The sequence below is a fragment of the Pseudoalteromonas sp. Z9A4 genome (genome assembly GCF_011378845.1).
Taxonomy (GTDB): domain Bacteria; phylum Pseudomonadota; class Gammaproteobacteria; order Enterobacterales; family Alteromonadaceae; genus Pseudoalteromonas; species Pseudoalteromonas arctica.
In genome coordinates this window covers 12601-30168 of record NZ_WTLA01000023.1, presented here as the reverse complement: position 1 = coordinate 30168, position 17568 = coordinate 12601, and the positions used below count along the sequence as shown (strand labels likewise).

Annotated in this window: 17 protein-coding genes and 1 pseudogene; 11 read left to right on the top strand and 7 right to left on the bottom strand. The window is 38.4% G+C overall.

What is annotated here, in order from left to right; translation table 11 throughout:
• Window positions 1-68: 68 nt before the first annotated feature.
• Together GQR54_RS15180 and GQR54_RS15175 are read left to right on the top strand one after the other, a co-directional pair.
• A complete protein-coding gene (locus GQR54_RS15180; protein WP_166378704.1) occupies window positions 69-2225 on the top strand; it encodes a TonB-dependent receptor in 2157 nt (718 codons plus the stop codon).
• A 210-nt stretch (window positions 2226-2435) separates the two neighbouring features.
• Window positions 2436-3398 carry a TDT family transporter gene (locus tag GQR54_RS15175; RefSeq protein WP_166378702.1) on the top strand — a complete coding sequence of 321 codons (963 nt, stop codon included), beginning with the start codon at window positions 2436-2438 and terminating at the stop codon, window positions 3396-3398.
• Between the two features lie 2 nt (window positions 3399-3400).
• Here GQR54_RS15175 and GQR54_RS15170 read toward each other — a convergent pair whose 3' ends face one another.
• Window positions 3401-3592, bottom strand: coding sequence for a DUF2986 domain-containing protein (locus GQR54_RS15170; protein WP_008169531.1), 192 nt, complete (start codon window positions 3590-3592; stop codon window positions 3401-3403).
• 137 nt (window positions 3593-3729) lie between these two features.
• Here GQR54_RS15170 and GQR54_RS15165 point away from each other — a divergent pair, with 137 nt between their 5' ends.
• Window positions 3730-5217: a dipeptidase gene (locus tag GQR54_RS15165; protein WP_166378700.1), complete on the top strand. Its 1488-nt coding sequence runs from the start codon at window positions 3730-3732 to the stop codon at window positions 5215-5217.
• A gap of 53 nt (window positions 5218-5270) precedes the next feature.
• Here GQR54_RS15165 and GQR54_RS15160 read toward each other — a convergent pair whose 3' ends face one another.
• Entirely contained in the window at window positions 5271-6047 is a 777-nt protein-coding gene (locus GQR54_RS15160; protein WP_166378698.1) for an EAL domain-containing protein, read from the bottom strand.
• A 209-nt stretch (window positions 6048-6256) separates the two neighbouring features.
• Here GQR54_RS15160 and GQR54_RS15155 point away from each other — a divergent pair, with 209 nt between their 5' ends.
• Window positions 6257-6442, top strand: a complete 186-nt coding sequence (locus GQR54_RS15155; protein ID WP_166378696.1) for a 2TM domain-containing protein — start codon at window positions 6257-6259, stop codon at window positions 6440-6442.
• A gap of 84 nt (window positions 6443-6526) precedes the next feature.
• On the opposite strand, the gene GQR54_RS15150 is transcribed toward GQR54_RS15155, so the two are convergent.
• The 3 genes from GQR54_RS15150 to GQR54_RS15140 form a co-directional block, all read right to left on the bottom strand.
• Window positions 6527-6964, bottom strand: a complete 438-nt coding sequence (locus tag GQR54_RS15150; RefSeq protein WP_166378694.1) for an OsmC family protein — start codon at window positions 6962-6964, stop codon at window positions 6527-6529.
• 130 nt (window positions 6965-7094) lie between these two features.
• Entirely contained in the window at window positions 7095-7229 is a 135-nt protein-coding gene (locus GQR54_RS15145; protein ID WP_166378691.1) for a DUF2256 domain-containing protein, read from the bottom strand.
• A gap of 2 nt (window positions 7230-7231) precedes the next feature.
• Entirely contained in the window at window positions 7232-8755 is a 1524-nt protein-coding gene (locus GQR54_RS15140; RefSeq protein ID WP_166378689.1) for a deoxyribodipyrimidine photo-lyase, read from the bottom strand.
• A gap of 120 nt (window positions 8756-8875) precedes the next feature.
• Between GQR54_RS15140 and GQR54_RS15135 the strand changes: the two genes are divergently transcribed.
• From GQR54_RS15135 to GQR54_RS15115, 5 genes and pseudogenes are all read left to right on the top strand, one after another.
• Window positions 8876-9484, top strand: a complete 609-nt coding sequence (locus tag GQR54_RS15135; RefSeq protein ID WP_166378687.1) for a flavin reductase family protein — start codon at window positions 8876-8878, stop codon at window positions 9482-9484.
• 32 nt (window positions 9485-9516) lie between these two features.
• Window positions 9517-11177: pseudogene (locus GQR54_RS15130) on the top strand (YHYH protein).
• A gap of 9 nt (window positions 11178-11186) precedes the next feature.
• Entirely contained in the window at window positions 11187-11717 is a 531-nt protein-coding gene (locus GQR54_RS15125) for a hypothetical protein (RefSeq protein ID WP_024589245.1), read from the top strand.
• Window positions 11717-13162: an ATP-binding protein gene (locus GQR54_RS15120; RefSeq protein ID WP_166378683.1), complete on the top strand. Its 1446-nt coding sequence runs from the start codon at window positions 11717-11719 to the stop codon at window positions 13160-13162. Before GQR54_RS15125 ends, GQR54_RS15120 begins: the two co-directional genes overlap by 1 nt.
• 93 nt (window positions 13163-13255) lie before the next feature.
• Complete coding sequence (locus GQR54_RS15115) at window positions 13256-13927, top strand: response regulator (protein WP_166378681.1); 672 nt, start codon at window positions 13256-13258, stop codon at window positions 13925-13927.
• A 27-nt stretch (window positions 13928-13954) separates the two neighbouring features.
• On the opposite strand, the gene GQR54_RS15110 is transcribed toward GQR54_RS15115, so the two are convergent.
• Window positions 13955-14812: a PA4780 family RIO1-like protein kinase gene (locus tag GQR54_RS15110; protein ID WP_007376869.1), complete on the bottom strand. Its 858-nt coding sequence runs from the start codon at window positions 14810-14812 to the stop codon at window positions 13955-13957.
• Window positions 14813-15123: 311 nt separating this feature from the next.
• Here GQR54_RS15110 and GQR54_RS15105 point away from each other — a divergent pair, with 311 nt between their 5' ends.
• Together GQR54_RS15105 and GQR54_RS15100 are read left to right on the top strand one after the other, a co-directional pair.
• A complete protein-coding gene (locus GQR54_RS15105) occupies window positions 15124-15399 on the top strand; it encodes an EF-hand domain-containing protein (RefSeq protein WP_166378679.1) in 276 nt (91 codons plus the stop codon).
• Window positions 15400-15411: 12 nt separating this feature from the next.
• Window positions 15412-15867, top strand: coding sequence for a hypothetical protein (locus tag GQR54_RS15100; protein ID WP_166378677.1), 456 nt, complete (start codon window positions 15412-15414; stop codon window positions 15865-15867).
• An 88-nt stretch (window positions 15868-15955) separates the two neighbouring features.
• Here GQR54_RS15100 and GQR54_RS15095 read toward each other — a convergent pair whose 3' ends face one another.
• A complete protein-coding gene (locus tag GQR54_RS15095) occupies window positions 15956-17335 on the bottom strand; it encodes a VCBS repeat-containing protein (protein WP_166378675.1) in 1380 nt (459 codons plus the stop codon).
• Window positions 17336-17568: the final 233 nt, after the last annotated feature.

Genomic DNA, 17568 nt, shown 5'->3' with positions numbered 1-17568 from the left:
ATGTCGCGCTTTTGCTTTTGCAACTCATACTATAATTACGTCAATTATTACAGTGGCATAAATTAACAATGGTTTATAAAAGCAAAACTCAAAAAACATATTTACTAACGCCTGTCGCACTTTTTATTAGCGGTGTGCTATCTCCTTTTGCATTTGCCGACGATACGCCTTTAGAAGTGATTGAAGTACACGGACATGCTCAAAATAAGCATTTAGCACTTGGTTCGTCAGAATCGTTATTAAGTGATTTAGGTGTCGATTTTTCAGCAGCGGGCGGCGTATCTAACTTACCTATTTTAAATGGTTTAATGGGCGACAGAGTTAAAGTGTTAGTTGATGGTGCAGATGTAACCGCTGCATGCGCTAATCATATGAACCCGCCACTTTCGTATATCTCGGCTAATCAAATTACGTCTTACAATGTGGTTGCAGGCGTGTCGCCAGTAAGCGCGGGCGGGGATAATATTGCCGGTGTAATAAGCGTTAATTCTATTTCAACACAGTATAGCGATAGCAATGAATTAGGTTGGCACTCAGGTTATGTGTCAGCAAAGTACAGTAGCGTTGATAACGGACGTAAACTTGGCGTTGGTGCACGTTTAGCAAGTGACACGTTTAGCCTTAATTATCAGGGTTCGTTTAGTGACGCAGATAGTTATGAAGACGGTAACGGCGATGTAGTATTAGATACATTGTATCGAGCACAAAATCATAGTTTAACCGCAGCTATGCGCGATGATAAACAGCAATTAGTTATAAAGCTAACGCATCAAAAAATCCCGTATCAGGGATTTGCAAATCAGTATATGGATATGACCGATAACACCAGTTACGGTGCAATAGCTCAATACAAGCGCTCCTTTGAAAACAGCGAGCTTGAAGGGCAAGTTAACTGGCATAGCGTAAAGCACGAAATGGGCTTTTTCAGTGAAGAAAAAACAGGCATGATGCCAATGAAAACCGATGCACAAGATATAAGTACGCAGCTTAAATGGCGTATCGCGCTTGATAAAAACAGCAGTATTTTACTCGGTCAAGAATATTACAATTACAGTATTGATGATTGGTGGCCAGGTATTGAAGGCTCAACCATGATGGGACCAGACGATTACGTAAATGTAAATAACGGCAAACGAGAGCGCATAGCGGCATTTGCAGAATTTGAGAGCCAAATAAATACAAAGTTATGGTTAAACGCAGGCGTACGCATTGAAAGTATTAATACCCATGTTGGAGAGGTTCAATCTTACAACGATGACATGAGTATGACGGATATGGACGATATGAGTAGTATGGAAAGTATGACCATGAGCGATACGTCTACAGATAATACCATTGCTGCACAGAATTTTAATGCTGGCGACAGAGATAAAACCGACACTATAGTTGATGCTAACTTATTAATTAACTACCAAATAACAAATTATGATGAGCTGCAACTTGGTCTTGCCCGTAAAAACCGAGCGCCTAATTTATACGAGCGATACAGTTGGGGTGTAAGTACCATGGCAACCACCATGATTGGTTGGTATGGCGATGGTAATGGCTATATTGGTAACCCTGATTTAGACGTTGAAACAGCGCATACAATAAGTGCTACTTATATTAAATCGGCTAAAGATGACCGTTGGCGATTAAGCACCAATGTTTGGTATACAGATGTGAGTGACTATATTGATGCTGATATTATAAGAAGCTTCAATAGTTATGACTTGGACAATACAGCGCGTAACATTTTTCAGTTTACTAATGTAGATGCTATTTTGTATGGTGCAAAAATAGATTTAACAGCCAACATTTATGAATCTAAGCAATTAGGTAACTGGCAGTTACACGCTAACGTTACTAATACGAGAGGCAAGCGCGACGATACTAACCAGCCGCTTTATCAAATTAAACCACTGCAAACCCAGCTAGGTATTAGCCAGCAAATAGGTCGATTTGAAAACGCGTTATCTTGGCAGTGGGTCGATACTAAAAGCCGTGTAGATAATAATCGTTTTGAAAACCAAACAGACAGCTACAGCCTGGTTAATTTAAGCTCTAAAGCCACATGGGATTCATTAACGCTAAGCGCAGAAGTGAGTAACGTGTTTGATGAGTACTACCAACTTCCGCTAGGTGGTGTAAGTATTGCGGCACTTAAACAAGATAGCAGCAACGGGTTTGAACAACTTGCTGGGCAGGGTCGTTCATTTAATGTAAGCGTTAGTTACGCGTTCTAACTAAACTAAATTTTAAAAATAAAGCAAAAGCCATAACTGTGTTATGGCTTTTTTTGCGTTTTAATATGTAAGCCGTAAACTTATTTTTATGAAATATTTGTACGCAAAAAGCGTTCTATTAAGCACGCTTGTACTAATTTTACAGCGTTATTTTAAGGCAATGCAGTAAAAAGCAGTAACTTGTTCATCACCCAATAATTAGGAAATACAGTGTTTAAGCAATTTAAAAATAAAGTGATGGGTGCGCCAACAGCTATGGCCGGTTTAACTTTGGGTATTGCTAGTATGGGATGGACATGGGAAAACGTTTTTAATTTAAACTCCCAAGGGCAATTTTTGGGAGCGGTACTAGCTGGCGTATTAGTTTTACTTTTGGCTGCTAAGTTTTTACTACACCCTCATTTATTAAAAGCCGATTTAGCACACCCAGTTGCAGGAAGTGTGATCCCTACATTTGCAATGGCTAATCTTGTTATTTCAAACTCAGTTGGGCAATTTAATTCATTAGCTGGCGACATTATGTGGGTTTTAGCTTTTGTGCTGCATCTCACATTTTTGGTGAGTTTTTTATACCAGCGAGCAAAAAAGTTTAACTTCGAGGATATGGCGCCCAGCTGGTTTGTGCCGCCAGTGGGGATAATTATTGCAGATGTTACTTTTTCGGGAAATCCGACATTAGCGCGGTTAGCTTATAGCGCACTGGTGATTGGTATATCAACGTACAGTATTATGCTGCCAATTATGTTTTATCGCTTTTTATTAGCATTAAAAAGTGACTACGAAATACAGCCAACACTTGCCATTTTAGCTGCGCCTGCCAGTTTAACATTAGCGGGGTATTTTCATATTGTAGCTAATCCATCACTCTTTATAGTGGGGGCATTATTTATATTAGCGATAATAAAAACACTGATTGTTTATGTGTTATTTATAAAGTTATTACGCAGGCCTTTTACGCCGAGCTACGCTGCTTTTACATTTCCAATGGTTATTGGGGCAACTGCATTATTTAAAATGAAAGACTGGATGCAAAGTATAAACCTCGCAATGCCATATGTAGATACAGTTAATTACTTAGCTACGTTTGAACTTATAGTTGCCACGGCAGTAGTTGGTTATGTAAGTGGTCGGTACTTTTGCCACTTTAAATTATCAAAGCATCGGGTAGCGTAGAGTTACTCTTGGATTACCTCTGGCTCATTACTTTCTTGTTCAGCTAGTTTTTCGCGCTCAGCTTTTGACACATAACCAGGTTTGTTGCTTTTATGTAGTTTAGCGTTAGTGCGTTTATCTTTCTTTTGAAATTTAGTGACGATTTTTTTACGACGGTTCACAATTAAATACCCTGTTAATTTTAAGTCGCGCATTATACAGTCATCCTCATAAAAGCTGCTATATAAATATTCAGCTTAAGTTACCTGTGTGTTTAGCGTAAAGAGCTATAAGTAAGCGCTTCATAGCGTTATAATTACCGCTCTTAGTTATTAATTAAATGGGAATTGTTTTGAAAAAGTTAGCTTTAGCCAGTATTGCTTTATTTGCGTTTGGTGCTCATGCGCAGTTAAATAAAAATATTGATAGCGTTGCCGATTACGCAGTAAATACCTACCAAAATGCTCAAATACACACACTAACTAACTTAGTGGCTTTTCCGACCGTTAATAAAAGCGACATTACAGCTCCTCAAAATCCCGATTTTATTGGCTTTAAAGCACTTTTAAAAATGAAAGCCGCAGAGCTTGGTTTTGACTACCAAGATTTAGGCTACACCGTTTTAATTGGAATGGGCGAGCAAAGCGAAAAAGTAACGGTAGTAACGCACGGTGACGTGCAACCTGCTAATGCTAGCAAATGGAAACAAAGTCCTTTTATTATTGATACATCTGAACCGGGAAAATTAGTTGGTCGTGGTACGGAAGACGATAAAGGTGCAATAGCAACAGCGCTTTACGCCATGAAAGCAATTAAAGATAAAGGCATAACCCTTAATAACCGAATTGAGCTTATGATTTACCTTGCTGAGGAGTCTGATTGGGGTCCGCTTACTCAATTTATGAAAACGTATGAACAACCAAAATATGCAGTAACGATTGATGCATCATACCCTGTAGTGGTTGCCGAGAAAGGCTGGAGCTTAATTGCACCTACTTTTAATGCAACATCACCACAAACGGGTTTATATGTAAAGGATGTAACTGGCGGTGCGTTTAGAAGCCAAATTCCAGAAGACGCCAGCTTAGTACTTCACAATGCAGACGCTGCACTTATTAATACATTAAAAGCAAAAGCCAAAACATTAAATAAAGTTGAGTTTAACTTTAGTGAGCAAAATGATGCCTTAGCAATAAGTGTTAAAGGTATGTCGGCGCATTCATCAGAGCCGGAGTCGGGTATAAATGCCATTGCTTATTTAGCTGAGTTATTTAAAGGCGTGGAGCTTGAAAATAACAGTGACGGTGAGCTAATCGACTTTGTGAATCAGTTAATTGGTTTAGATATTCATGGTAAACAGTTTGGCGAAATAGCTTACAAGCACGACTTTATGGGCCCGATGACAGTGGCACCAACCGTTATTGAGCGCGATGTTAATGCGCTAACACTTGCTGTAAATGCACGTCGCCCTATGGGTAAAGACGAAGCTGTATTACAAAAGCAAATTGATGATGCGCTCGCTAATTGGCAAGCTGCTAACAATGTAACGCTTGCTAACATAGAAACAATTATTGGCACACCTATGCTGCTTGATAGCGCGCCGCATGCGCAAAAGCTGCTTGATATTTTCAAGCATTTTACGGGCGACGAAAAAGCTGACTTTGTATCAATAGGTGGTGGCACTAACGCAAAGCTGTTTGATAATGCGGTATCGTTTGGTCCTTCAATGCCAGGCAAGCGCTACACCGGTCACTCAGAGCATGAATTTATGACCATTGAGCAACTTAAGCTTAATTTGCGTATGTACACAGCGATGATGATAGAGCTAGGTAATATGTAGTTTAAGCCTTACTTAAATTCAATAAGGTTTTAATAAATAATAGGTGTTGAGTATTAATCAGCACCTATGTCCTCAAAATTTACCTCAGGCAAGTTTTCAAAGCTTGGTTTGGCAAATAAATACCCTTGCATAAGCTCAACACCTGCGTTTTTAAGCCATGTATATTCATCTACTGTTTCAATCCCTTCAGCCAGTGCGATAATATTTAAATCGCGAAACATATTTAAGCAATGAGTTACTATTAATTGGCGTTTTTTGTCGTTGCTTATATCGCGTATTAGCGCCATATCCAGCTTAATAATATCTGTTTGAAAGTCAGCCAGTAGATTTAAACCAGAATAACCTGCACCAAAGTCATCGGTGGCGGTTTTAAATCCGAGAGACTGATAGTAATCAACAACGCGCTTTATGTGTGCGGTGTCTTCTATTTTTTCTACTTCAGTAAATTCAAACATAATATTTTGAATTGGGAAGTTATACTTTTTTGCAGCTTCTAGCGTGGTGCGTATACATCGCTCAGGTTTATAAATAGCATTAGGTAAAAAGTTAATGCTTAGCATTGATGTTATGCCCAGCTTTGAGGCTAATTGAATGGCTTTAATGCGGCAAAGCTGATCAAATGCATAGCGGTTGTCTTCATTTACTTTTGAAATGATTGAATAAGCAGACTCGCCATTTAAACCTCTAACCAGCGCTTCATAGCCATAAATAAGATTAGTTTTACAGTTTATAATCGGTTGAAAAGCCATAGAAAAATCAAATTCGAGATCGTTAGCGTCAGCACAGTTACTACACGTAACTTTTTCACAATCTTTTGATTTTTCGCTCATTTAGCTCATCCTCTTATGTTTATTTGTTTAGGTTAGTTGAGATTAGATTCTAACACAAATAGATTAAAGTATTGTTTTTATACATAATAAATAACTATGTAATTAAATGAAAAGTGATGACTAATGTCAGATCACTTAGTGACATTTAGCAGGTGTGTACGTTGCTTATTAAAACAATAATAGCGACATACATTACTTGGAGAATATAAATGAGCAATACAGTGACATTAGGCAAAAAAATTAAAGGATATTTACTTATTTTAACTTTGCTAAGCGTTATAAATTTACTAACTTCGCCTAGTTATATATGGGTAGTATGGCCAACAATTGGGATGGGAATAGGGCTTGTAGTAAGTACTTTGAGTAGGAATAAACCTAAAAATACTTCTTTATAATAAGCAAGCCAAGTAATTACTTACTTGGCTTTTTTAGTAAGGAACTGTCTAAACAGTTAAGTCTAAATAGTTAAGTCTAAATATTTAAAATGCTGATTGAAGTGTCGCATCTAGTGATATTTCGGTATTTAAGAGCTTGGAAATAGGGCAGCTCTTTTTGGTTTGCTCACATAAGGCTTGAAACTGCTCGTTTTGAATATGATCAATACGCGCTTTTACCTCAAGGGCAATATGCGTTACTGAAAAACCGTCATCTACTTCATCAAGGCTTACGGTGGCTTTAGCATCAATTTTATCTGCGGTAAAGCCTGCATCACCTAATGCAAGCGAAAGCGCCATACTAAAACATGCACTGTGAGCTGCACCTACTAATTCTTCAGGGTTTGAGCCTGCCTTATCTTCAAAGCGGGTATTAAAACCATAAGGTTGTTTGTTAAGCGCGCCACTTTGAGTTGATATGCTACCTTTGCCTGTTTTAATATCGCCAGACCATGTTGAACTAGCCGTTTTTTTAATAGTCATCATCTTCTCCTTGCTTGAGTGTAAGCTTTTCAGGTTAGCTAAGCGTTATTTACAAAATAAACTTATATAAAGCCTTAAAAGCACTAATTACTGATGATGTTGCAAAATAGACGCCAGTTAATTTTTACTCTTATTTATTACGCCTGCAGCGCTCTGAACAGAAAATAACGTTATCCCAGTCGCGCTGCCATTTTTTACGCCACGTAAAAGGTTTATTACAAATAGGGCATGTTTTTTGAGGTAAGTTTAGTTTTTTGTGCGCCATGCTTACTTAGCCTTGCTGTTACTTTTAGTATCCGTTTTACTTTTTGTTCGAGTAACTTTTTGAGTATCTCCAACGTGCTTTTTAAGAATCCTCCCTATGGCGTGTTTAACATCAGCTCGCTCACGGTATTGCCATAAGCGCTCGCGTGCTTCTTTTGAAGCAGTGGTTAAATCAAGCATGGGTTCAGGGTAATCCTCCCCTAACTTAAAGTCGTTAAAGAGTGCTTCCATCGGAGTTTGCTCCCAAGGCTGATGTAAATATTCAATAGGGAGTTTTTCAAGCTCGGGGCACCACTTTTTAATAAATGAACCTGTTGGGTCTTGATCTTCCGACTGCTTAATTGGGTTGTAATGCCTAATGGTATTAATGCCGGTTACCGAGGCTTGCATTTGAATTTGTGGGTAGTGAATTCCGGGCTCAAAATCTAAAAAGTAATTAGCGAGAGGAAAGCTTGCTTGCTGCCAGCTTATATTTAAATGATGCGTTACAAAGCTTACAAGCATGGCGCGCATTCTAAAGTTTATATAGCCGGTGGCTTTTAAGCAGCGCATGCAAGCGTCAATAATGGGAATACCTGTTTGACCTTGCGCCCAGCGTTCAATATCGTTTTTAACATGTTCATCATCACGATACGGAAATACATGATAACCCGGATTGAGGGCTAAAAACTCCATAGAACATTCGCTCTCAAACTTTTGCATAAAGTGGCAGTGCCAATGCAAGCGCGATACAAACGCAGCAAGCGGGCGCTTCCAGCCTCTTTTGTCAGGGTGTTTTGAATGATATTCATCAATGGCCATTTGATACACTTGCCTAAGGCTAATATTCCCCCACGCTAAATACGGGGAAAGCCGAGAGCAATGAGTTTGGCTTAAACTTGGGCTCGATATTCCTTTTTGATAACCTTTACCGCGCTCGGCAAAAAAGCTCTGCATTACAGTTCGCGCATGCAACGGGCCACCTTGTTGAAAGCTGTCGTGATCTTGCGTGTAGGTAGTTGGTAATGTTGGTGCTTGGTAGTTATTGAGAGTAATTGTTTTTATACTCTTCCAATTAGGAACAGCAATAGGTGCTTGCATTGTTTGCTGCCAGCGTTCGTTCCAATTATTACGATTTTTTTTGCCGCGAATAACCGCGTCTGTTTGCGACTCTTGCCAGTTAATATGGTTATGCTGGCACCATGCTTTTATTGCTTTATCGCGCTCAAAGGTGTTGTTTAAGCCTATTTCTTGATGGCTAAAAATATTAACTATTTCAAACTGCGTCTTTAACGATTCAAGTAAATCGCTCATATTTAAATTAAAGATATAAACACAGGCATTAAAGCGCACTAGTTGATTGTTTAACTCAACGACAGACTGATATACAAAGCGCCAGTGCCGCTCATTGTAGTGTGCATCTTCGAGCAGTAATGGCTCAAAGTTATAAAGTAATAGGGTAGGTAAGCCATTACTGAATGCATTTTTTAATGGTTGATGATCGCTAAGACGCAAATCACGTTTAAACCACACGATGTTTATTTTCATATAATTTGTTTATTGCTTTAAATAGAGATAAAAATTAGCTTGTTATTTAACTAAGTCAGCCAAACCTATACGTAACTAACTTAAATTAAGATTTAGTTTTAATGTATTAAAAGGAAAAATATGTTTTTAGATTTAACTGTAAATAAAGAGCTTAATGTTTATTCGTATTTAGTTGACGGGATCAGTCCTCGTCCAATTGCGTGGATAAGTACATTAAGTAGCGACGGTGTGGCTAATATTGCTCCTTACTCATTTTTTACAGTAGCGAGTTGTAACCCACCAGTATTGAGTGTGACGCAAGTAAATCCACGCGATAAACCAAGCAAAGATACATTAATTAACTTATTAGCGACTAAAGAATGTGTGATTAACATTGTGAGCCATGAACTGGTTGAAAAAATGAATCAAAGCTGTGCTAATTACCCTAGTGATGTTAGTGAGTTTGATGCTGCAAATATAACTAAAATTGATAGCCAAATGGTCGCAGTGCCGAGTGTTGCTGATTCAAAAGTACGCTATGAGTGTAAGCTACGTGAAGTTATTACTTTTTCAAGCGAGCCAGGTGGCGGGCAAATGATGTTGTTAGACATAGTGGGTATTTGTGTTGACGATGAGGTGTTTGTTGACGGTTATATTGACCCAACACTTTTAGATGCGGTAGGTAGAATGGGTGGGGATTACTATGCAACCACTAAAGACAAATTTGTACTTAAACGACCACAAATCTAGTTTTATGTTTATTTTTCCTTAATTTGTGCACATTGTTTGCACTTTTACTTGTTAAAATATTTTATCAAAAGTTAATGTAAAGGTTCAAACATTGAAAACACTTCTTAAAACAAAAGCCTCTAATGTAACTAAGTTATTTGCGTTAAGTGCGCTTTGTATAGCTTTAAGCGCATGTAATAGCGATTCTACAAGCTCTACAACAGACGGCGAAACAGTCAGTAATAGTGCTCCAACGGTTGACGCCGGTATTGACCAAGCTGTTAATGCGGGCGATACCGTTTATTTAAGTTCAACAGTTGAAGATGATGGCGAAGTATCTGTTAGCTGGTCACAAACATCAGGCACTACCGTTAGCTTATCTTCAAGTACAGCAACTTCTACTGAGTTTGTTGCACCTGAAGTTTTAACCGATGAAGCACTTGTGTTTGAAATCAGTGCAGATGACGGCACAAACGATGTTGTTGTAGATACAATTACAGTTAATGTTATTGCTTCATCAGACTCAGATAGTGGTGCAGTTGATAATAGTGCAAAACTTACCAGTTGGTTAATCAACAACGATACAACCTCTACTTATATACAAAACAATGGCGCAGTGGTTGAAGATGTTCAATCAGTTGAGGTTGTTACCGTTACTGAGGAAGATGCTGACGTTGAATACATGTATGTGCAAACAACTGACATTCCTAAATATGACGTAACACTTACACAAGACCAAGTAGACACGTTAAATAATCGCCCGCGTGCAGCTACTGATTTTTATAACGGTGTAACCTCAGCAGCAGTAGGGCAAACCATTTCGTTTGGTGAAGATATTGGCTATAACAGCAGCACTGAAAACTGTGATGACACAGGCGGTGCAGGCTATTGGCCTCCAGGACCAGGTTGCCCGACAGAACAAACAGTTGAGGCGTATTTTCCGATAACACCTACCGATTTATCTGACACTGAAACTTGTGAAACAGGTTTAGGTACAGTTGGCTTAATGGTTAATGGCACCAGTATATTTAACTGGGGCGATGGTATGAGCTACGGTAATAATATTTGGTATACATTAGCGCCAATTGCAGAGCAATACGATGTTGATGTGTGTGGCGGACATGCTGCTAACGGTGAATATCATCACCATTTTTACACTAGTTGTTTAGCTGATTTACTTGAAGATGATGGCGATGCGCATTCACCTATTTATGGGTTTGCAGCTGATGGTTATCCACTTTATGGTCCTTATGAAAGTAACGGTCAACTTGCATTAAGTGGCTGGGAAATGCGTGATTATGGCGCATCAGAAAGTGAAGGTGGTTGTGGTACTGAGGGTGAGCGAAGCTGTACTTTAGTCGATCAATACGATGTTAGCCAAGGTACACAAACAAGTGATGCAGGTCCTGCTATTGGCGCAGAAGTAACGACGCTCTCTGGTAATACATTAAATGCCGACGATGGTTATTACTTTGAAGATTTCTACTACGCACAAAAAACAGTAACCGGTGCTCAATTAGATGAGCATAACGGCCACGATACTAACGATGGCAAGGGTTATCACTACCATATAACACTAACGTTAGACAGTGATGGTAAATTACAGCCTTCTTTTCCTTATCAAATAGGGCCTCGTTTTAAAGGTCAATTAGCCGATAATTCAATTGGTCGCTGTGATACGGGCGAAACAATGGGTCCACCACCGGGAATGTAAGGAGTAACTATGCGTTATTTTAAATACGCATTGATCCTAACTACTGCTGCGCTATTGAGCTTTAAGCTCTTTGCGCAGCAGGAAATGATGGATCATAGCCATATGCCTATAGCAGTGCCAAGTGATACGCCAATCCCGGCATTAAGCCTTAAGTTATTAAAAGATAGTATGTCGGGTTATAACTTAATTTTAGATACGCAGCGCTATGATTTATCTGTACCCCCTGAGGGCGCAATGAACATGCAGCAAATGATGAGCGTTACTACAAACGATGACACGGGCTTTTTACAAGGTCATGCTCATTTATATATAAATGGGGTTAAAATACAGCGAATTTACGGACATGCATTGCATTTACCTGCTAACTTATTTAAAAGTGGTATAAATACCGTATCGGTTACTTTAAATAATCATGGTCATATGTATTGGACCGCTCAGGGCAAAAAAATAGTTGCTACGCTGTATGTTAACGATCAAACCAAAGAGTTTATAACATACCGATTTGAAAGCTTTCCTAGCAAGGTTGAAAACACGCATTAATGAAGATTCATAATAAACTTTTTTTAATACTATTTAGTTTTACTTTTAGTGTTATTGCAGGGCTGGTGGTACTTATACAGTGGAGTATAGGGCAAGGCGTAATTGATTTTGTTAATGCAAAAGAAGTAAAAGCGCTTGAACCACTTGTTGCGCAGCTGTCAAAACAGTACGAACAGACCCCCTCATGGAAACGTGTTGTTGGCGGTGACGAAAATTTTAGAAAACTTGTTGAATCTCAGCTAGAAAATAGCCAGTTTTTACCTAGGCCACCAGAAGGTCCAGGCCCCAGAGGGGGAATGATGCGACGGCCGCCACCCGATCATATTCGTTTAGGGAGAGAGCGCCGCCTACCACCTGAAAATATTGCTCACTACGCTTTGCTTGATGAAAATAAGCAGCGAGTAGTGGGTAGATACCTCAGCGATTTAAAATATATAACAACCCCAATTACAGTGGGCGATAAAACAGTGGGTTACTTAGCTGTTTCCAAAAGAGATAGCTTGGTTGATGGTTATGAGCTTGATTTTTTACAGCAGCAAACTAACTACTTATGGTTTATTGCTTTAGCCGCTGTATTGCTTACATTGCTAGTTACCTTTTTATTGTCTCGCCACTTAGTTAGCCCAGTAAAGCAAATTGCTAACGGTATGCATCGCTTAACGCAAGGTAATTACGAGACCAAACTTACGCTTGAGCGAAAAGACGAGTTAGGCCAATTAAGCGAAGATTTTAATATCCTTGCATTTACACTCGCTAAAGACGAGCAAGTACGTAAACGTTGGCTAGCTAATATTTCTCACGAGCTTAGAACGCCAATGAGTATTTTGCTCGGTGAGCTTGAAGCTATGCTACTTGGCATACGTGAGCCTAATGCAAAAAACATTAACTCGGCTAACGACGAGGCATTGCATTTAAAACGCTTGATTGATGATTTGCATATGCTTAATAGCGCAGAGTTAGGTGGTATGCATTACACTATGCAACCTACTGATATGGCTTTATTATTAAATACTATTGAGCAAAAATATCAGGTTATACTTGAGCAGCACAATATAAAAATTTACTTACTCAATAGCGCTAAACATATAACGGTACAAGCAGATAAAACCCGACTTTTGCAGCTGCTCGATAATATTTTAATGAACGCGGTGCATTATGCACAATGCACCACTATTTCATTAACGGCTAACAATATAAGCATTAAAGGGCAAACCTACTTAGAGCTTATAATTGAAGATAATGGCGTAGGTGTAGAACAGTCTCATTTATCGCATTTGTTTGAGTATTTATATCGAGTAGATAGTTCGCGTAATCGCCAAGAGGGTGGTTCGGGCTTAGGTTTATCTATTTGCCAGCATATAGTTAAAGGGCATAAAGGTGAAATAGCCGCTGAAAAAGCCACTTTAGGCGGTCTTGCTATTATTATTAGGCTACCAACTATTTAGCTTTAGTTGATTAATATAAAAAATACGTAACTTGAACTTTGTTTGATATGGTATTTTTATCCTAAGTTTGGATTACTAATAACAGAGAACTCTATGAGCGAACAAATACTGATTGTAGAAGATGAAGTAAAGCTAGCTAACTTAATGAGTGACTTTTTAAGTAGCCATCATTTTGTTACTCATCAAATACATCACGGAAATGAAGTATTACCTTGGCTTGAAATTAACAGACCCAGCGTAATTTTGCTCGATATAATGTTACCTGGTCAAAGTGGTATTGAATTGTGTAAAGCAATTAGACAGTTTTCTAATGTGCCTATTATTATGGTATCGGCAAAGGTAGAAGAAATTGATCGCTTACTTGGCTTAGAGCTCGGTGCAGATGATTATATTTGCAAACCATTTAGTTATGCCGAGCTGGTGGCTCGTGTAAAAGCTATTTTAAGACGCCTTAATAGCGCAGAGCCAAAAGCAACAGTTATGCAACTTGACGAAAGTACCTACACTGTAAAATTTAAAACCAGTTGTATTGAGCTTACTAACTTTGAATTTCAGTTATTTAAACCTTTGTTTAATAAACCAAATCGTATTTATTCGCGCGATAGTTTAATGGACACTATGTACGCCGATCAGCGTATTGTGAGCCACCGTACTATTGATAGCCATATTAAAAAGTTGCGTAAAAAACTAGATGAAGTGACACAAACTGAAAGTGTTATTCAGTCTGTTTATGGGGTTGGCTACCGATTTGTGCACCCGCAGTAAGAGGTATTAGTGAGCTATGACGATGAGCTACTCATCATCGTCAGCATTTTTAATTCGCTCTAAACGGTCAAACTCTTCGTATTCTGCCGCCTGAATTTCATCAAGAATAGAATCTACATCGGCAAGTTCATCGCTGTCTTCAAATTCACCAGTAAGCGTTGAATTAGGCGTTAAATTTGCCTCTTCAAATAATGCCCACATTTCTTTAGCGTATTGAGTTTTTAGTATGCTTGGCGCAAATTCACCATAGTAGCGGCGTATGTTATTTACATCGCGTGCAAACATAGCTTGTGCACTGTTATTTGCTGAAGCGTTAACTGCTTGCGGTAAATCTATAATTACAGGGCCGTTATTATCTACAAGTACATTAAATTCAGATAAATCACCGTGTATTATACCTGCGCAAAGCATAAGCTTAATGTAATGCATCATGAGTTTATGCTGCTCAATCGCTTGCTCTTCACTAAAAACGACATGTCCAAGTTGAGGGGCTACGTTACCGTCCTCGTCCGACACGAGTTCCATAAGCAGCACGCCATCAATACAAAAGTAAGTATCAGGAACACGTACACCTACACCAGCTAAACGAGATAACGCATCAACTTCGGCATTTTGCCAAATCTCTTCTTCTAATTGACGGCCATAGCTAGAACGTTTACCCATAGCACGCGCTTGGCGTCCTCCACGTACTTTACGGCCTTCTTGGTATTGTGCCGCTTTTTTAAAGCTACGTTTAACCGCGTCTTTATACACTTTCGCACAGCGAATGTGCTCACCACAGCGGACAATAAATACATCGGCTTCTTTACCGCTCATTAGTCGGCTTATAACTTCGTCAATAAGGCCATCATCAACAAGGGGTTGTAGGCGTTTAGGTATTTTCACAGATTGCCTGCTAAGTAGGGTTGGTTATTAATCATTATTTATGAAAGTGCTCTGTATTTGTTTGTTTAATTGGCTCAAGCAGTATATCAGCTTTGAGAATTAAGGGCAGTAACACTACTGCCTGAGAGTAATTAATCGTATTATTTTATTAGCTTATATATTGATTGCAAGGCAATCAACTAGAACTTTTTAAATAAGTATTTAGATTACTATTTTTTATCAAAATAATTCACTACTTACTCATTATTTGCACATTGTTTGCGTTTTTAAAGCGTAAGCTTAGTTTAATTCTTAAATACGAGGTTATTACTATGAAGCATTTTTCAACTCTTGCCACTGTGGCAATATTATCTATTGCTTTTTCAGCTAATGTAGCTGCTCGAGGCGGTGACAATCCTCCTGAAAAACCTGACTTTTCAACTATTGATACCGATGGCGATGGGGTAATTAATTTTGAAGAGTTTAGTGCTAAAAAACCGCCGCACGGCGATGCACAAACAATTTTTGATTCTATAGATGCTGATGGTAATGGCGAAATTAGTGAACAAGAACTTAGCGAACATAAACCACCTCGTCGTGAACGTTGAAAGGATACTAAAATGATTAATAATATTGGCAGCAGCTCTGCGAGTTTTATGCCGCAACAAAGTAGCCAAGCTGCAAAATTAACAACAGAGCAAAGTGATTTTGTTAAAGAAACGCTTGCACAGTTTGATGCAGAAAACTTAACTAGCGACGATGCGCAAAGTATTCAAGCGGCATTTAAAGAACAAGGTATTGAACCAACAAAAGAGCTTGCTGATTTAATGAGCGAACTTGAGTTTGATGCTAAAAGCATTGGTGATGCAGGACGAGTGGAAGGTCAAAGACCTCCACCGCCACCACAGAACTCATTAGAATCAGTCGATACAGACGAAGTAGTCAGCTACTTAGATGAGCTATTAACTGAGTATTCAAGCCAGTTGTCTGATGAAGATAAAGAATCAATCCTTGCATCAGTGCAAGAGAAGTTTGGTTTAAGTGAAGGCGATTCACTGCTAAATGTAACTGCTTAGTTATTACATTTAGCAGCAGAGTTGATTGTTACTCGAAAATCTTAAGTCCAAAGCCCAACGGTTAACTCTGTTGGGCTTTTTTATTGGCTTAATTTAAGCGTGTTTCTATTTTGCTGGTGCCATCTTCTTCGGTAAATTTAAATACAAAATCTTTTTTACCGTCTTGGTTTATGTCTACCAGAAGAATATCTTTATTATTTTTAGGCAGCGTTAGTTTTAATTTTTTACGTTTATCATTTAGCAGTGAGTCTTGCTCTCCGTAATAAATATAGAGCGTTTTTTTACTGTATTTGTATACTGCGTCAATATAGCTGTCGCCGTTAATATCACCTAAATAGAGTGCTGGCTCTGAGTCATCGCCGTTCATTCCCACTTCCATTTCTAAATCAAGTTCTATACTCGATTTATTGGCAAATGAGCCGTCGGGTTGCTGCTTATAAATGTTCATTTCTACATCTACATCAGTACTGCCACCGCCCAATGCCATAGACGCAATAGTACCTAATCCAATTTCTAAATCCATTTTTTGTAAATCAATTAAGCCATCATTATTAAAATCAGTTTTGAGCAATAACTCACTAGGGCCTTGTGTTTCAAATAAGGTAATGGGCGTATTACTAAAGCCTTTAGCACTTCCTAGGTACAAAGTATGTGCTATTTTTATATCTAACGAATCCATACCTTGCGTTGGCTTAAACTGTCTAGTTGTAAAATCTAGAAATCCGTCGTTATTAATATCAATAATTTGCTTTATTTTGCGAGTTTCGCCATTGCTTAGCTCGCCTAATTCGATGTTAAAATCAATTGAGGTGAGCTTTTGCTCAAAGCCTTCTGGATTAGCAAGTAGTACATCTGCTCCAAAGTCATTTGAAAAAATCAGGTCGTTCAACCCGTCGTGGTTAAAATCGATAACGACGGGTTTATTGTTAATATTAACTTCTAGAGAAAGCCCTTTTCCTGAAAAGCTGCCTTCATACATAGGTGTTTGTTTAAATTTGTTAGGCTTAAAGCTGCCATCTTTATTTTGAATGTATAAAGTACTGCTTGCTAACCCAGGGATGAAAATATCGCTTAGACCGTCATTGTTGGCATCGAAAACAAAGTCTACTTTTTCAAATTTATCTATTTTTAATTGATTTAGAACCGACTCATAATTAAACAATAGTGTTGGTTTACCAGCATAGGATTTGTATACACCATCACTTGTTAGTACGAGTGCTTGTTTATCGGTAATGTTAGCAAGTGTAGCCACATCAAACCCGATGGCATTTTTTGGTAAAGCAAGTTCACTACTTAGTGATGTGAGTAAATTGATGGCTTCTAATTGTTTTGATTCTTTATTATATGCAAATAAAATCTCTGAATCGGTTGATACTAATTCATCCGTTGTTTTTATTGCCATTGTTTGAGCTATAGCGCCAATGGGGGTAAGTAAAGTGATAAGTGAATAGCAAAGTGGTTTTATCATGCAAATTCCTTCTTTATATTTAGTTGTATCGTTACATTTTTATTATTCACTTATATAAGCAACATCAGCGCACAACTTAACGTAGGGTCCAGCGCTGGCGGTTTGCTAATTAGCGTAAATTTAAACGTAATACACTTATGTAAGTTGGTTCATATTTAGCCTACGCTAATTACTATGTACTGGGTGTAAGTAATTGTAAGATTATGTTTAGTTAATTTAAATGCCAGCACGCG

Excerpts from the sequence above, each read along its gene's own strand:
- GQR54_RS15180 (WP_166378704.1), top strand. The coding sequence starts at position 69 with ATGGTTTATAAAAGCAAAACTCAAAAAACATATTTACTAACGCCTGTC.
- GQR54_RS15170 (WP_008169531.1), bottom strand. The coding sequence starts at position 3,592 with ATGCGCGACTTAAAATTAACAGGGTATTTAATTGTGAACCGTCGTAAA.
- GQR54_RS15160 (WP_166378698.1), bottom strand. The coding sequence starts at position 6,047 with ATGAGCGAAAAATCAAAAGATTGTGAAAAAGTTACGTGTAGTAACTGT.
- GQR54_RS15155 (WP_166378696.1), top strand. The coding sequence starts at position 6,257 with ATGAGCAATACAGTGACATTAGGCAAAAAAATTAAAGGATATTTACTT.
- GQR54_RS15150 (WP_166378694.1), bottom strand. The coding sequence starts at position 6,964 with ATGACTATTAAAAAAACGGCTAGTTCAACATGGTCTGGCGATATTAAA.
- GQR54_RS15145 (WP_166378691.1), bottom strand. The coding sequence starts at position 7,229 with ATGGCGCACAAAAAACTAAACTTACCTCAAAAAACATGCCCTATTTGT.
- GQR54_RS15140 (WP_166378689.1), bottom strand. The coding sequence starts at position 8,755 with ATGAAAATAAACATCGTGTGGTTTAAACGTGATTTGCGTCTTAGCGAT.
- GQR54_RS15135 (WP_166378687.1), top strand. The coding sequence starts at position 8,876 with ATGTTTTTAGATTTAACTGTAAATAAAGAGCTTAATGTTTATTCGTAT.
- GQR54_RS15125 (WP_024589245.1), top strand. The coding sequence starts at position 11,187 with ATGCGTTATTTTAAATACGCATTGATCCTAACTACTGCTGCGCTATTG.
- GQR54_RS15120 (WP_166378683.1), top strand. The coding sequence starts at position 11,717 with ATGAAGATTCATAATAAACTTTTTTTAATACTATTTAGTTTTACTTTT.
- GQR54_RS15115 (WP_166378681.1), top strand. The coding sequence starts at position 13,256 with ATGAGCGAACAAATACTGATTGTAGAAGATGAAGTAAAGCTAGCTAAC.
- GQR54_RS15105 (WP_166378679.1), top strand. The coding sequence starts at position 15,124 with ATGAAGCATTTTTCAACTCTTGCCACTGTGGCAATATTATCTATTGCT.
- GQR54_RS15100 (WP_166378677.1), top strand. The coding sequence starts at position 15,412 with ATGATTAATAATATTGGCAGCAGCTCTGCGAGTTTTATGCCGCAACAA.
- GQR54_RS15095 (WP_166378675.1), bottom strand. The coding sequence starts at position 17,335 with ATGATAAAACCACTTTGCTATTCACTTATCACTTTACTTACCCCCATT.